The sequence below is a fragment of the Candidatus Paracaedibacter symbiosus genome (assembly GCF_000757605.1).
GTDB classification, from domain to species: Bacteria; Pseudomonadota; Alphaproteobacteria; order Paracaedibacterales; family Paracaedibacteraceae; genus Paracaedibacter_A; species Paracaedibacter_A symbiosus.
Window position 1 is genome coordinate 515,574 of record NZ_JQAK01000001.1, and the last position, 15,716, is coordinate 531,289.

Consider the following 15,716-nt stretch of genomic DNA (forward strand, 5'->3'; position numbering starts at 1 on the left):
GTTAAATTATCACCTTAATGACTTGCGTAAATGCAAGGTTGCCGGAGTTAAATTTAAAACCAGCACCTTGCATCATAATTATCGTTTTCAGTTAAGTCAACGATTTCGTTACATATTATGCATATGTTTGACGAGACTCAAGTCCTTCTTCACTTTCGGAATCATTTTTTGTTGAAATTTGATCGCGATCGCGCTGCTGAGCAACCTTTCGCAAACGATTTACAACACTTCCGGTACCTGCTGGGACCAAACGGCCAACGATGACGTTTTCTTTTAATCCAACCAGGCTATCTACTTTTCCTGAGACAGCGGCCTCTGTAAGGACGCGAGTAGTTTCTTGAAATGACGCTGCCGAGATAAACGACTTTGTCTGTAGCGAGGCTTTGGTAATCCCCTGTAAGACTGGAATGCCAGTTGCAGGGCGGCGACCATTATCAATAGCCTCTTTATTTAATGTTTCAAATTCAGAACGATCAACTTGTTCGCCGCGAATCATAATGGTATCGCCTGTATCATTGATTTCATACTTTTGTAACATTTGACGAACGATAACTTCGATATGTTTATCATTGATGCGAACACCTTGTAAGCGATAAACTTGTTGAATTTCACTTACCAAATAAGATGCAAGCGCTTCAATCCCCAATACCCGCAAAATGTCGTGGGGGTTTGGATTTCCATCAACTATCAAGTCACCTTTTTTAACATGGTCACCTTCATGAACAGTGATATGGCGACCTTTTGGAATTAAATATTCCACGGGCTCTTGCATTTCATCTGTAGGAATGACCAGAATACGCCGTTTTGCTTTGTAATCTTTCCCAAATTCAACTCTTCCATCAAACTCAGCAATAATCGCTGCATCTTTTGGATGACGAGCTTCAAACAACTCAGAAACGCGTGGCAGACCACCCGTAATGTCTCGAGTTTTTGTTGTTTCGCGTGGAATACGCGCCAAGATATCGCCAGCTTGCACTTCAGAACCATTTTCAACTGACAAGATTGAATCAACAGACAAGAAGTAACGCGCTTCCAAGCCATTGCTAAGAATGACAGGATTGCCTTTTTTGTCACGAATACTAATCATTGGGCGTAAGTCAGAACCTCTGGCTTGTTGTTTCCAGTCAACAACAACCCGATTAGAAATACCAGTTGCCTCATCAGTGATTTCCCGCAAGGAAACACCATCAACAAGATCAATGTAATGAATTGTCCCAGCAGCTTCAGTAATAACCGGAATGGTATAAGGGTCCCATTCAACCAATTTTTGGCCCGGAACTACGCGATCACCGTCACGAATGACCAAACGTGCTCCATATGGAATCCGGTGTCGGCCACGTTCACGCCCTTGATCGTCCACAACAACAAGTTCAGTGTTACGTCCCAAGACAATATCATTGCCACTACTGTTACGAACCACGCTCTTATTGCGGATACCAACTGTACCTGAATGGGATGCTTCGATACTGGACTGCTCACCGCCTTTTTGCGCCGCCCCACCAATGTGGAAGGTACGCATGGTTAACTGAGTTCCCGGTTCACCAATTGACTGGGCTGCGATAACACCAACTGCTTCACCCGCATTCACCAAAGTTCCGCGAGCCAAGTCACGACCATAACACTTTGCACAAATGCCAGGGGTTGTCTCGCACGTCAAAACTGAGCGGATCATCACCGTATCAATACCGGCAGTTTCAATGGTCTCAACCAAGTTTTCGTCAAAGAAATCGCCAGGTACTGCAATAACTGCACCAGTTGCTGGGTCTATAACATCAGCAGCAGCTGTACGACCCAAAATTCTCTCAGAAATTGAAGAAATGGTATCACCACCTTCAACGACAGCAGAAAGAGTAATTCCTCTTGTCGAGCCACAATCATTTTCAGTAATAATACAATCTTGCGCCACATCAACCAAACGACGTGTCAAGTAACCTGAGTTTGCTGTCTTCAGCGCAGTGTCAGCCAACCCTTTACGTGCACCGTGGGTGGAAGTGAAGTATTCAAGAACATCCAAACCTTCCTTAAAGTTTGAAATGATTGGTGTTTCAATAATGTCTCCTGATGGTTTAGCCATCAATCCACGCATACCAGCAAGCTGTTTCATCTGTGCAACAGAACCACGCGCACCAGAATGGGCCATCATATAAACAGAGTTTACAGCTTCACCTGGTTGCGTTTTGGACATTGCCTTCATCATTGCATCGGCAACATTGTCAGTACATTGTGACCAAGCGTCAACGACTTTGTTGTATTTTTCACCCTGGGTAATCAAACCATCGGCATACTGTTGTTCAAATTCATTCACCATGATTTTGGTGGCATCAATTAACTCTTGTTTTTCGGTAGGAATAATCAAATCATCTTTACCAAATGAGATACCACCCCGCGTTGAATGCCTAAAACCAAGCCCCATGATTTGGTCAACAAAGATAACCGTTTCTTTTTGTCCGCAGTGACGGTAAACAACGTCAACCAAGTTACTTATCTCTTTTGAGGTCAGCAATTGATTAATTAAATCAAATGTAATCTTTGATGTTTTTGGCATCAACTGACTAAGCAACATACGGCCTGGGGTTGTCTCTACCCGCTTATATATAACCGAACCATCTTCTTGATAATAAGGAACACGAGCCTGAACTTTCGTATGCAAATGCACAACACCTTCTTGTAAGGCAAATTCAATTTCTGCAATATTAGAAAATATCATTCCCTCACCCGGCATGTTTTCACGCTGCAGGGTAAGATAATAAATACCCAAAACAATATCTTTTGACGGAACGATAATTGGGCGACCGTTAGCCGGGCTCAAGATGTTGTTTGTTGACATCATCAAGACACGCGCTTCAAGCTGTGCTTCCATAGATAGCGGAATGTGAACAGCCATCTGGTCACCGTCAAAGTCGGCGTTAAAGGCGGCACAAACAAGCGGATGTAATTGAATTGCTTTACCTTCGATCAAGATAGGTTCAAACGCCTGAATCCCGAGTCTGTGAAGTGTTGGAGCACGGTTCAAAAGCACTGGATGCTCACGAATCACTTCTTCTAAAATGTCCCAAACTTCTGGTCGTTCTTTTTCCACCATTCGCTTAGCTGCTTTTAAGGTACTCGCCAAACCATAACGTTCCAACCGTGAATAAATAAATGGTTTGAACAATTCAAGAGCCATCTTTTTTGGCAAACCACATTGATGCAGTTTTAATTCTGGACCAACAACGATAACTGAACGACCAGAATAATCAACGCGCTTACCTAATAAATTTTGACGGAAACGACCTTGCTTCCCTTTCAGCATATCTGCCAAGGATTTCAAAGGACGTTTGTTAGCGCCAGAAATCGCCCGGCCACGCCGTCCGTTATCAAACAACGCGTCAACTGATTCTTGGAGCATCCGTTTTTCGTTACGTACGATAATATCAGGTGCTCTGAGCTCAATTAATCGCTTTAATCGGTTATTACGGTTAATCACGCGGCGATACAAATCGTTCAGGTCACTGGTTGCAAAACGACCACCATCAAGAGGGACCAATGGACGAAGCTCTGGTGGGATAACCGGCACAACATCTAAAACAACCCATTCAGGCTGAGTGTTTGATTCAAGAAAAGCTTCAATCAACTTCAAGCGCTTGACGAGCTTTTTGCGACGCATTTCGGATGATGTTTCCAAAAGTTCATCACGCAAACTGTTTTGTTCGCTCATCAAATCCAACTTGGAAAGCATAATCTTTAAAGCTTCTGCACCAATTTCAGCAGCAAATGCATCTTCACCATATTCATCTTGAGCACGCATATACTCGTCTTCAGTAATGAGCTGATTGGTTCTAAAAGGTGTCATGCCTGGATCCAGAACGACGTAGCTTTCAAAATAAAGAACTTTATCGATATCTTTTAAAGGTATATCAAGCAGCAAACCCACGCGACTTGGCAAAGACTTGGTAAACCAAATATGAGCAACTGGTGAGGCCAATTCGATATGCCCCATACGGTCGCGACGAACTTTGCTCAAGGTAACTTCTACGCCACACTTTTCACAAACAACACCGCGATATTTCATCCGCTTATATTTACCGCACAAGCATTCATAATCCTTAATGGGACCAAAAATACGAGCACAGAATAAGCCATCACGTTCCGGTTTAAAAGTTCTATAGTTAATAGTTTCAGGTTTTTTTACTTCACCATATGACCATGAACGAATCCGATCAGGACTCGCAATCGAGATACGAATGGAGTCAAAGCCGGGGATAATTTCTGTGTTTTCAACAACTTTTTGTAGTGCATTAGCCATAACTACTCTTTACTCCGTTTCTTGATCACTTAAGATTGCTGTTCGAAGGAAACGTTCAACCCAAGTGAACGTAACTCTTTGACCAAAACGTTAAATGATTCTGGAACACCTGCTTCCATATTGTCATCACCGCGGACTATTGCTTCATACACTTTGGTACGACCGGAAACATCATCAGACTTAACTGTTAACATTTCTTGCAAAGTATAAGCAGCACCATAGGCTTCCAAGGCCCAAACTTCCATTTCCCCAAAGCGTTGACCACCAAATTGCGCTTTACCGCCGAGTGGTTGCTGAGTGACCAAGCTATAAGGTCCAATAGAGCGGGCGTGAATCTTATCATCAACCAAATGGTGCAACTTCAACATATAAATGTAGCCAACTGTAATTTTTCGATCAAAAGGCTCACCCGTACGACCATCGATCAATGCCACCTGACCGGTGCTGTCAATACCTGCTTTATTCAAAGAATTTACGAGATCGTCGGATGTTGCTCCATCAAATACAGGTGTTGCCATGGGCACGCCTTTACGCAAGTTAGATGCCATTTCTATCAGATCTAAATCATTCAAATTATGAAGTTCAGCTTTGTCATCCTCATTTTGATAAATGCCTTGAAGGCCTTTACGCACAGACTCAACAGAGGCATTGTTATGACGATATTCTTCCAACATGTGGTTAACTTGACGTCCAAGGCCTGCTGCAGCTGCTCCTAAGTGAGTTTCAAGAATTTGCCCAACGTTCATACGAGATGGCAACCCAAGAGGGTTCAAAATGATATCTAAAACTGTCCCATCTTCTAAATGTGGCATATCTTCTAAAGGCACGATACGGGAGACAACACCCTTGTTACCATGACGACCCGCCATCTTATCTCCTGGTTGAACTTTACGCTTTGTAGCAATAAAGACTTTCACCATTTTCAAAACGCCTGGAGGAAGCTCGTCGCCAGCACGGAGTTTTTCAACTTTGCCTTCAAACCAGTCTTGCAGACGCTGAACACTTTCATCCATCCGACGGGACATTGCTTCAAGATCGGCCATCACTGCATCATCATCGATGGAAATTTGACGCCATTGTCCTTTAGTAAATTCTGACAAAAGATCTGCATCAATTTTTGCACCGATCTCAATTCCTTTTGGCCCTGCAACAACTTTATGGCCTAGCAATGCTTCTTCCAGGTTTTTATAGTAGTTACGTTCTAAAATTGCTCTTTCTGCATCGCGGTCCTTTGCCAAACGATCAATCTCTTGGCGTTCAATAGTAAGTGCACGTTCATCTTTATCAACACCACGGCGGGAAAAGACGCGAACTTCAACAACAGTTCCTGCAATTCCTGGCGGAACACGCAAAGAAGTATCACGAACATCAGATGCCTTTTCACCAAAAATGGCGCGAAGCAATTTTTCTTCAGGCGTCATTGGCACTTCACCTTTCGGTGTCACTTTACCAACAAGAATATCGCCAGCCTTGACTTCAGCACCGATATAGACAATACCTGCTTCGTCAAGATTCCGTAATGATTCTTCGCCAACGTTTGGAATATCACGCGTAATTTCTTCATTGCCAAGCTTTGTGTCTCGCCCCATAACTTCAAATTCTTCGATGTGAACTGAAGTAAAGACATCATCTTGTGCAATACGTTCAGATAGAATAATTGAGTCTTCGAAGTTATAACCCTGCCAAGACAAGAAACCTACAAGAACATTGCGACCAAGAGCCAATTCACCAAGCTCTGTTGCTGGACCATCAGCAATGATGTCACCTTTAGCAACAATGTCACCCTTTTTCACCAGAGGTTTTTGGTTAATACATGTGCTCATATTGGAGCGTTGGAACTTTAACAGATTATAAATATCAACTCCAGGTGTGGATTCACCTTCCGCGCGTTCTGTGACGCGGACAACAATGCGACGACCGTCAACCATGTCAACAACACCGGCGCGCTTTGCAACAACACAAGCACCAGAGTCCCGCGCAACAACATGTTCCATTCCTGTGCCAATAAGGGGGGCTTCTGAACGAAGCAATGGCACAGCTTGACGCTGCATGTTTGACCCCATAAGCGCACGATTCGCGTCGTCATTTTCCAAAAACGGAATCAAAGAAGCTGCAACAGAAACCAACTGTTTTGGGGAAACGTCGATAAGCGTTACTTCCTCACGAGGAGCAATAATGTATTCTCCAGATTGACGGCAAGTAACATTTTCATCTAAAATCTCGTTACTTTCTCCCAATGTACTACTTGCCTGAGCAATAGTATGGCGCCCTTCTTCCATGGCCGTCAAATAAATCACATCATTCGTGACCACACCATCGATGACACGGCGATAAGGACTTTCGATAAACCCATATTGATTGACTCTAGCAAAGGTTGCGAGTGAGTTAATCAACCCAATATTTGGACCTTCTGGAGTTTCAATCGGACAGATACGACCATAGTGAGTTGGATGCACGTCACGAACTTCAAAGCCAGCACGCTCTCTTGATAAACCTCCAGGTCCAAGGGCAGACAAACGGCGCTTATGAGTAATTTCTGAAAGCGGGTTTGTTTGATCCATAAATTGTGACAATTGTGAGGAACCAAAAAATTCACGCACTACAGCAGCTGCAGGTTTTGCGTTAATTAAATCATGCGGCATAACAGAATCAATATCAACAGAGCTCATCCGCTCACGAATTGCTCTTTCCATACGGGTCAACCCAACACGATATTGGTTTTCTAGCAATTCACCAACTGCCCTTACACGACGGTTACCAAGATTATCAATATCATCGATTTCACCACGACCATCTTTTAGATCCAAGAGAACCTTCAAAATGCAAAGCACATCTTCTTTGCGCAAAATTCGAATGTTATCACTTGTCTCAAGTGCAAGGCGCGCATTCATCTTTACCCGCCCAACAGATGACAAATCATAACGCTCAGCATCAAAAAATAGCCCCTTAAAGAGAAGTTCTGCGCCTTCTAAGGTTGGTGGTTCTCCCGGGCGCATGATGCGATAAATTTCAAACAATGCTTCTTCACGATTTTGCGTTTTATCAGCCATCAATGTATTCAGTAAATATGGCCCAACGTTAACGTGATCAATGTAAAGCGTTGGAATTTCTTTAACATTAAGTTCAGCTAAAGCTTCCAATGTTTTTTCGGTAATCTCTTCACCGGCTTCGATGTAAATTTCCCCAGTTTGTTCATTGATGTATTCACGTGCAATGTAAAGGCCTGCAAGATCATCTGTTGTCAAAAGAACTTCTTTGAGACCATCCGTTGCAAGCTTGCGCGCAAGACGTGGTGTAATTTTAGTACTTGCTTCAGCAACAACTTGACCTGTTTCAGCATCGATCAAATCGCGAGATAACTTTACACCACGCCATTTCATAGCATCAAAAGCTGTTTTCCAGCCACTCTTGTGTTTTGTATAAGTTACTGTGCTATAGAAATAATTTAAAATTTCTTCACGAGACATTCCCGCAATTAAATTAGCTGGGAGTGTTTCCCCCTTCGCTGCATACTCCTTGCGTAATTCAGCCGTCTCTTGTCCATCGATAGCCATCAAAAACGCTGTGACAGGAAGCTTACGGCGACGGTCAATACGCACATGGATTAAATCTTTGGGATCGAATTCAAAGTCAAGCCAGGAACCACGATAAGGAACAACACGGGCAGCAAAAAGATATTTACCTGATGAGTGGCTTTTCCCTTTATCATGGTCAAAAAATACGCCTGGACTGCGATGCATTTGCGAGACAATTACACGCTCAATACCGTTAACAATGAAGGTTCCGTTATCAGTCATCAAGGGCATATCACCCATATAGACATCTTGTTCTTTGATATCACGAATGGAGCGTGAGCCAGTATCTTCATCAATATCCCAAACAACGAGACGTAATGTTACTTTCAGTGGTGCAGCGAAAGTAAGCCCTCGCTGACGGCATTCATCTACATCGTACTTTGGTTTTTCAAGTTCGTATTTATAATACTCGAGCTGCGACTTCCCCGAAAAATCCTTTATAGGAAATGTAGATTTTAATACTTCATGTAAACCAATTTCTTCACGTTGGTGGTGGGGGACACTGATTTGCAAAAATTTATCATAGGAAGATTTCTGCAACTCGATGAGATTTGGCATAGGCGCTACTTCTTTAATACGCCCAAACCCTTTACGAAACCTTTTCCGACCGGTAAATGATTTTACCATTGATTCCCTCTCTTCAAGACTACTTAGTAAACAAAAATTGCCTCAACACCTATAGTCAACAAAATGGTGTTTTATACCAAAGCTGAGTATACACATGCCAAAAAACAACTCATCGATAACGGCCTTTTACCGTTATTGATGAATTGTTCAGAATATTACAGAGAGCTTCCGCTCTCCGTAATTGAAAGCTAAACTTATTTAAGTTCGACTTTTGCACCAGCGTCTTCGATTTGCTTTTTGAGTTTTTCAGCTTCATCTTTAGAAACACCTTGCTTAACTGCCTTTGGAGCAGCTTCAACTAAGTCTTTTGCTTCTTTCAAGCCAAGACCGGTAATTTCACGAACAACTTTAATCGCGTTGATCTTGTTTGCACCAGCATCAGTCAAAACAACATCGAATTCAGACTTTACTTCAGCGGCTTCAGCAGCCATACCTGCAACTGCAGCAACAGCTACAGGAGCAGCAGCAGAAACACCCCAGTGTTCTTCAAGCTTTTTAGAAAGTTCAGCAGCTTCAAGAACTGAGAGCTTTGATAATTCTTCGACGATTTTATCGAGATTTGCAGACATATTATAACTCCTTCTAACTTTTTTTAATTCAAGGTTTATTCACCACGACCACGAGCAGCGATAACGCGTGCCACCAATGAGGCAGGCTCTTTTGCCAAAACGGCAAGTCTTGTTGCTGGTGTGTTGATAATTGCAATAATCTTACTACGTAGTTCATCAAGTGATGGCAACTTAGCAAGCGCATCAACAGCTTGTTCATTGAGGATTTGACCATCTAGGTACCCACCAACGAGTTGTAGCTTGTTGTTACTGTTTGCAAACTTAGCAGCAACTTTCGCTGCACTGACAGGGTCATTTTGAGAAATTGCCAACGCTGTTGGACCTTCGAGCATATCGCTCAAACCTTCCAAGCTTGTTCCCTGTACAGCAATGCGGGCGAGAGTGTTTTTCAAAACCTTGAACTCTACACCAGCTTCACGCATTTGGCGACGAAGTTCGGAAACTTCAGACACTGTGAGACCAGATTGACGGGTCACGACAACACTTACAGCATTCGCTAACTTTTCGCGTACTTGTGAAACCAGTTCTTCTTTTTCTGAACGGTTCATCTTAACACTCCTTAACAGTTTTCCTCGTAACCGAGGACTTAAAATCTGACGCCGAAGCATCAGTTATTTTCTGTCCCAGAAGGAGTTATCTTTAAAAACTTCTTCCTTCCGTCTCTTGCAGGCAGTTCCCTATTAAACCATCTTCATGGAACCTACAGTCTTGGACAGCGATGGGAGAACCCCCCACCGTTTAAACGGTTAACACCGTTTAAATTACTTTGATTCGATGTTAAATTTGACTGATGGCCCCATTGTGGAACCAAGAGAAAGGGATTTAACATATGTACCTTTAACACCAGTTGGTTTTGCTTTTTGGATTGCATCCATGTAAGCAGCAATATTTTCAACCAAAGCTTGCTCCGAAAAACTTGCTTTCCCAACGCCAGAATGGACAATACCTGCTTTTTCAGCTCGGTATTCGACTTGGCCTCCCTTAACAGCTTTAACGACGTTAGCAATATCCATTGTCACTGTGTTAAGTTTTGGGTTTGGCATCAACCCACGTGGCCCTAATATACGACCTACGCGACCTACAACACCCATCATATCTGGAGTTGCAATACAACGGTCGAACTGAATGTCGCCTGCCTGGATCTTTTCCGCCAAATCTTCCGCCCCAACAATATCTGCACCAGCCTCTAACGCTTCTTGAGCTTTTGGTCCTTTAGCAAATACGGCAACGCGGTAGGTTTTACCAGTTCCATGGGGCAACTGAACTACACCCCGAAGATTCTGGTCAGCTTTTCGCGGATCGATATTTAAGTTAACAGCAATTTCAATTGTTTCATCGAACTTGGCTGTCGCATGTGATTTAATGAGCTTAACAGCTTCTTCAATAGTATATGCTTTTTCGGTATCTAGACCTTCATATACTTTTTTCAATCTTTTTCCAACATGTGCCATTATCTTACTCCACCACTTCCAAGCCCATTGAACGAGCGGAACCAGCAATCATCTGGCTTGCAGCATCTAGATCGTGCGCATTAAGATCTGCCTTTTTCTTTTCAGCAATTTCACGGACTTGTGCCCACGTTACCTGACCAGCTACATCACGACCGGGTGCTTGAGACCCCTTTTTCAACTCTGCAGCTTTCTTCAAAAAATAGCTCGCAGGTGGGGTTTTCATCACAAATGAAAATGTACGATCTGCGTAAGCAGTGATAACAACTGGAATCGGCATACCAGGCTCCATGCCTTGTGTTTGCGCGTTGAACGCTTTACAAAATTCCATAATGTTCAAACCACGTTGTCCCAAAGCTGGACCAATAGGTGGTGATGGATTTGCTTTCCCCGCAGGTACTTGCAACTTTACATAACCTGTAATTTTTTTTGCCATAACTAACCTCAGTTAATTGTTTTTTCTATCTGAGTGGCGGTTTGAGATATGGCTATCTCTCCCACCGACTACCCTGAACAAATCAGGACCTACGCGATTTTTTCTACTTGATTAAACTCAAGTTCAACGGGTGTAGGACGGCCGAAGATCATTACAGAAACTTTGAGTCGTGATTTTTCACTATCCACTTCTTCAACGATCCCATTAAAGGAAGCAAACGGACCATCAGAAACGCGAACCTGCTCACCCACTTCAAATTCAACCATGTGGCGTGGGCGCTCAATGGATTCTTGAACCTGCTGCATAATACGGGAAACTTCAGCTTCTGAAATTGGGCTAGGCTTACCACGGCTACCGAGAAAGCCAGATACCTTCGGGGTATTACGTACAAGGTGCCATGTTTCGTCATTGAGATCCATCTTTACAATGACATAACCAGGAAAATAATTTTTTTCGACATTAACTTTATTACCACGTCGAATTTCAATAACTTCTTCTGAAGGGACAAGAATGTCGCCAAAGAACTCTTGCAAACCTTTTTTTACAGCTTGTTCATTCAGTGCTTGGGCCACTTTCTTTTCAAAACCGGAATAAACATTTACTACATACCAACGAAGAGCCATTACTAATCACACCCCTGAATTTAAAGACTTATCTATACAACAATTACACCACGAATTTATCGGCCAAACCCCAAAATAAATTCAATAATTTTATAGGAAATTTGATCAACAAGCGCGAAGTAAATTGCCGCAATAACTGCAAAAATAAAAACAAATGACGTCGTTAGGGTGGTTTCACGACGAGACGGCCAAGTTACTTTTTTGACTTCTTGACGAACTTGAGGAATAAATTCCATCACTTGCGTGACAATACTTTTTTTTCAGTGGTCATTTTGTCCTTACTTTCTTCACTAGAAAGCCCCAAACGCAAAATGGCAGGAGTGGTGGGTCTCGAACCCGCAACCTTCGGTTTTGGAGACCGACGCTCTAGCCAATTGAGCTACACTCCTGCAACGTTAAGACTTTATAGATCTTTTGCTTTTATATCGCAGAAACCCTATAAAGTCTACAACTTTATTATTTAACGATCTTAGCGACGACACCAGCACCAACAGTACGGTTTCCTTCACGAATCGCAAACCGTAGACCTTCGTCCATCGCAATCGGTGAAATCAACTCAACAATCATATTGACATTGTCACCTGGCATTACCATTTCAACTCCTTCAGGAAGTTTTACAGTACCTGTAACGTCTGTTGTACGGAAGTAGAACTGTGGACGATAGTTACCAAAGAACGCTGTGTGACGACCGCCTTCTTCTTTTGTCAAGATATAGCATTCACCTTCGAACACTGTATGCGGTGTAATCGACCCAGGCGCTGCCAAAACTTGACCACGTTCAACATCTTCACGTTTTGTTCCGCGAAGCAACGCACCAATGTTATCCCCTGCTTGACCTTGATCAAGCAGTTTGCGGAACATTTCAACACCAGTACACACTGTCTTTTGAGTGTCGCGAATACCAACAATTTCCACTTCTTCACCAACTTTAATAACACCCCGTTCAACACGACCTGTCACCACAGTCCCGCGACCTGATATGGAGAATACGTCTTCAATTGGCAACAAGAATGGACGATCTATTGCGCGTTCTGGTTGTGGAATGTAAGTGTCGACAGCTTCCATCAATTTCAAAATCGCTTCGCGACCAATTGCCTCGTCACGACCTTCAAGAGCACATAATGCAGAACCACGAACAACAGGGATGTCATCACCTGGAAAGTCATAGGAGGAAAGAAGTTCACGAACCTCAAGCTCAACCAAATCCAACAATTCTGGGTCATCAACCATGTCAACTTTATTCATGAAAACAACAAGCGCTGGAACACCAACCTGACGGGCAAGCAAGATGTGTTCACGAGTTTGTGGCATTGGGCCGTCAGCTGCTGAAACAACAAGAATACCGCCGTCCATCTGCGCCGCACCTGTGATCATGTTCTTAACATAGTCAGCGTGTCCTGGACAGTCAACGTGTGCATAGTGTCGATTAGCAGTTTCGTATTCAACGTGGGCTGTTGAAATCGTAATACCACGGGCTCTTTCTTCAGGAGCTTTGTCGATTTGATCGTAAGCTGTGAATTGTGCACCACCGGTTTCAGCCAGTACTTTTGTAATCGCTGCTGTGAGTGATGTCTTACCATGGTCAACGTGACCAATCGTTCCGATGTTACAATGCGGCTTATTGCGCTCAAACTTTGACTTGGACATACCTAAAACACCTTGCTGATGAATTCATAAACTCAAAAATAAAATGGAGCGGGTGAAGGGAATCGAACCCTCATGACCAGCTTGGAAGGCTGGGGCTTTACCACTAAGCTACACCCGCATAAACTTTATGGTGGAGGGAGAAGGATTCGAACCTACGTAGACATACGTCGGCAGATTTACAGTCTGCTGCCTTTGACCGCTCGGCCATCCCTCCAGCACATACTGATTTATTAGAAGATTTGCGTATCGTCTGTCAATGGTCTATTTTAAGAAAAGGTAATTTTTTTAGGAATTTTCAATGAAAAATAAAAATGGACGCATTTGGCTTTATGGGATTCATGCTTGCACAGCCGCTTTAAAAAATGAAGAACGTATACTCTATGAGGTTGCTTTACTTGGAGAAAAGTCTCTTGAAACTGTGATTTCAGGAGTGGACGTTCCTGCCAGCAAAATCAAAACCGTTGATAAACTTTGGTTTGAAAATAAATTTAATGTCGGGGCTGTCCATCAAGGAATTGCCGTTCAAGTCTCCGCTTTGCCGCGCTATTCTTTTGAAGAGTTGGAGGAAGTGAATACTCCCAATCAACTTATCATTATTTTAGATCAAGTAAGTGATCCTCATAACGTGGGTGCTATCATTCGTTCAGCCGCCGCTTTTGGTGCGAAAGCCTTGATTATGACTGACCGGAATGCGCCTGAAGAATCGGGTGTTTTAGCCAAAAGCGCAAGTGGCGCCTTAGAACTAGTGCCCATTATTCGCTGCACAAATTTAATGCAAACCATTGATAAATTGAAAAAAATTGGTTTTTGGACTTATGGTTTTGCTGAAAATGGGACAACAACGCTTCAAAAAGCCGATTTTACGGGTAAAGTTGCGTTGATTTTAGGAGCTGAAGGAAAAGGAATGCGACGTCTGACCTTTGAAAACTGCGATTTCCTGATTCGTCTGGAAACGGCAGAAGCCTTTTCCACCTTGAATGTTTCAAATGCAGCCGCAATTGCATTGTATTCCGTTTATTGTCAGCAGCAAGGCTAATTTCAGAACTCTATTTTGGAGAGACCCTAACCCCTACCTATTTAGGGTCCCTTTACTTCTCAATTGGCAGAGAAAACTTTACAAATTCAATCTGATAGGTAAATAAATCCGTTTTTAAAAGGTTCTCCACCATCTAATTGAGATTGTCTCTTTAACGGCAACCAATAAAGTTATTGATCTTTACCTGCTAAACTTCGCAATTACTTCCAAGTGTTCTGACCATAAGAACTGGTCTAAGGGGGTTACGGAATTAAGGGTAAAGCCATGCTGCAGCAATACTTGTGCATCACGGGCAAAAGATGCAGGGCTACAAGAAATATAAACAAGATCTTTTAATTTTGAGCGCCCAATTTCTTCAACCTGGGCGAGTGCCCCTGCCCTTGGTGGATCAACCATGATAAAGTTATATTTTTCGAGTTCCTCTACTTGCAACGGATAGGTAAACAGGTCGCGCTTGATGACGTTGAGATTAACATTGGCTTTTTTAGCCGCATTCTGCATTGCATTAATTGCATCTTGTTCACATTCAAATGCATCAACCGGTGCTTTTTGCGCTAACAAAAACGTGAAAGTTCCTCGCCCTGAGAAAAGATCTAATCCATAAGAAATTTTTTCCGGCATATACTCTTCAACGCAAGCCAGCATAAATTCATCGGCTTCATCACTCGCCTGAAGGAACTTGCCTGCCTCCACCACCACGTCGACCCCACTGAACTTAACGGTTGGTTCGCGACGGGTAATCACGGAACGGTAGTTGAGAGATAGTCGTGCCAGATCATTTTCAGTAGCAAAACTTGTGAAGAGTTCTGATTGCTCAAGATTCAACGACTTCACATACCCTGTTTTAACATTCACATCCAATCCTGTTTGGCTAGCAATAATATCCACATAGCCAGATTCACGACGTGGAAAAAGCTCTCCAAGAAAGGCCCGAAGCCTTGGCATTAATGCTTCAACTTCGGGGCAGATGAGAAAACAGTGCTGCACATCAATAATATGCTTTGATTGGCGACGCACATACCCCAGCACCATTCCTTCAAATCGATGAGCGAAAGTCAAGGAGATACGGCGGCGTTTGTGTTCTGGAATCACATGAACGGGACGAATTTCTTCGGCAATAACGCCATGAAAATCTAGAGCGCGTGTTAGCTGCTGCATCTTGAAATCAAGATAAAATTCTTCATTCACATGTTGGAGCTTACATCCGCCACAGCTTCCAAAGTGGGAACAAGGAGGAGCGACCCGCACTTGAGATGGCGATATAACTTGTTGCAGCTGAATCCGCGTGCGGCGTTTTTCTTTGATGATTTCAAACTCAACCACGTCGCCTGGCGCCGTATAAGGAACATAATATTTTTCACCGTCATGCTCCACTAGCCCATCAGCATCCATGCCAAGAGTCTTCACAGTACCTTGAATGATCATAATTTTTCTTCTTTTAAATAAAGACTTTCTCCCAACTCACGTCAC

Annotated in this window: 11 protein-coding genes and 3 tRNA genes; 1 reads left to right on the forward strand and 13 read right to left on the reverse strand. The window is 43.1% G+C overall.

The genetic code is table 11. The features are described from left to right. Positions 1-115 precede the first annotated feature (115 nt). The 12 genes from rpoC to IG80_RS0102505 all read right to left on the reverse strand — a co-directional run bounded on the left by rpoC (position 116) and on the right by IG80_RS0102505 (position 13,424). Entirely contained in the window at positions 116-4,285 is a 4,170-nt protein-coding gene (rpoC, locus tag IG80_RS0102450; RefSeq protein WP_032112443.1) for a DNA-directed RNA polymerase subunit beta', read from the reverse strand. A gap of 29 nt (positions 4,286-4,314) precedes the next feature. Continuing rightward, a complete protein-coding gene (rpoB, locus tag IG80_RS0102455) occupies positions 4,315-8,487 on the reverse strand; it encodes a DNA-directed RNA polymerase subunit beta (RefSeq protein ID WP_032112444.1) in 4,173 nt (1,390 codons plus the stop codon). Between the two features lie 194 nt (positions 8,488-8,681). Continuing rightward, entirely contained in the window at positions 8,682-9,056 is a 375-nt protein-coding gene (gene rplL / locus IG80_RS0102460) for a 50S ribosomal protein L7/L12 (protein WP_032112445.1), read from the reverse strand. A 35-nt stretch (positions 9,057-9,091) separates the two neighbouring features. Beyond that, positions 9,092-9,604: a 50S ribosomal protein L10 gene (gene rplJ / locus IG80_RS0102465; protein WP_032112446.1), complete on the reverse strand. Its 513-nt coding sequence runs from the start codon at positions 9,602-9,604 to the stop codon at positions 9,092-9,094. A gap of 213 nt (positions 9,605-9,817) precedes the next feature. Continuing rightward, complete coding sequence (gene rplA / locus IG80_RS0102470) at positions 9,818-10,507, reverse strand: 50S ribosomal protein L1 (protein WP_032112447.1); 690 nt, start codon at positions 10,505-10,507, stop codon at positions 9,818-9,820. A 4-nt stretch (positions 10,508-10,511) separates the two neighbouring features. Next, positions 10,512-10,940, reverse strand: coding sequence for a 50S ribosomal protein L11 (gene rplK / locus IG80_RS0102475; RefSeq protein ID WP_032112448.1), 429 nt, complete (start codon positions 10,938-10,940; stop codon positions 10,512-10,514). Between the two features lie 89 nt (positions 10,941-11,029). Further along, positions 11,030-11,563, reverse strand: coding sequence for a transcription termination/antitermination protein NusG (gene nusG / locus IG80_RS0102480; protein ID WP_032112449.1), 534 nt, complete (start codon positions 11,561-11,563; stop codon positions 11,030-11,032). Between the two features lie 56 nt (positions 11,564-11,619). After that, complete coding sequence (gene secE, locus IG80_RS0102485) at positions 11,620-11,799, reverse strand: preprotein translocase subunit SecE (RefSeq protein ID WP_032112450.1); 180 nt, start codon at positions 11,797-11,799, stop codon at positions 11,620-11,622. 76 nt (positions 11,800-11,875) lie between these two features. After that, a tRNA-Trp gene (locus IG80_RS0102490) sits at positions 11,876-11,952 on the reverse strand. Positions 11,953-12,019: 67 nt separating this feature from the next. Next, positions 12,020-13,210 (reverse strand): elongation factor Tu, encoded by a 1,191-nt coding sequence (gene tuf, locus IG80_RS0102495; protein WP_032112439.1) that lies wholly within the window; start codon positions 13,208-13,210, stop codon positions 12,020-12,022. Positions 13,211-13,254: 44 nt separating this feature from the next. Beyond that, positions 13,255-13,328 (reverse strand) — tRNA-Gly (locus IG80_RS0102500). A gap of 10 nt (positions 13,329-13,338) precedes the next feature. Continuing rightward, positions 13,339-13,424: transfer RNA gene (locus tag IG80_RS0102505), tRNA-Tyr, on the reverse strand. Between the two features lie 84 nt (positions 13,425-13,508). On the opposite strand from IG80_RS0102505, the gene rlmB reads away from it, so the two are divergent. Next, positions 13,509-14,246 carry a 23S rRNA (guanosine(2251)-2'-O)-methyltransferase RlmB gene (gene rlmB / locus IG80_RS0102510; protein WP_052045897.1) on the forward strand — a complete coding sequence of 246 codons (738 nt, stop codon included), beginning with the start codon at positions 13,509-13,511 and terminating at the stop codon, positions 14,244-14,246. A gap of 180 nt (positions 14,247-14,426) precedes the next feature. Here rlmB and IG80_RS0102515 read toward each other — a convergent pair whose 3' ends face one another. Then, on the reverse strand, positions 14,427-15,671 hold the full coding sequence (locus IG80_RS0102515; RefSeq protein ID WP_032112451.1) for a class I SAM-dependent RNA methyltransferase: 1,245 nt from the start codon (positions 15,669-15,671) through the stop codon (positions 14,427-14,429). Positions 15,672-15,716 lie beyond the last annotated feature (45 nt).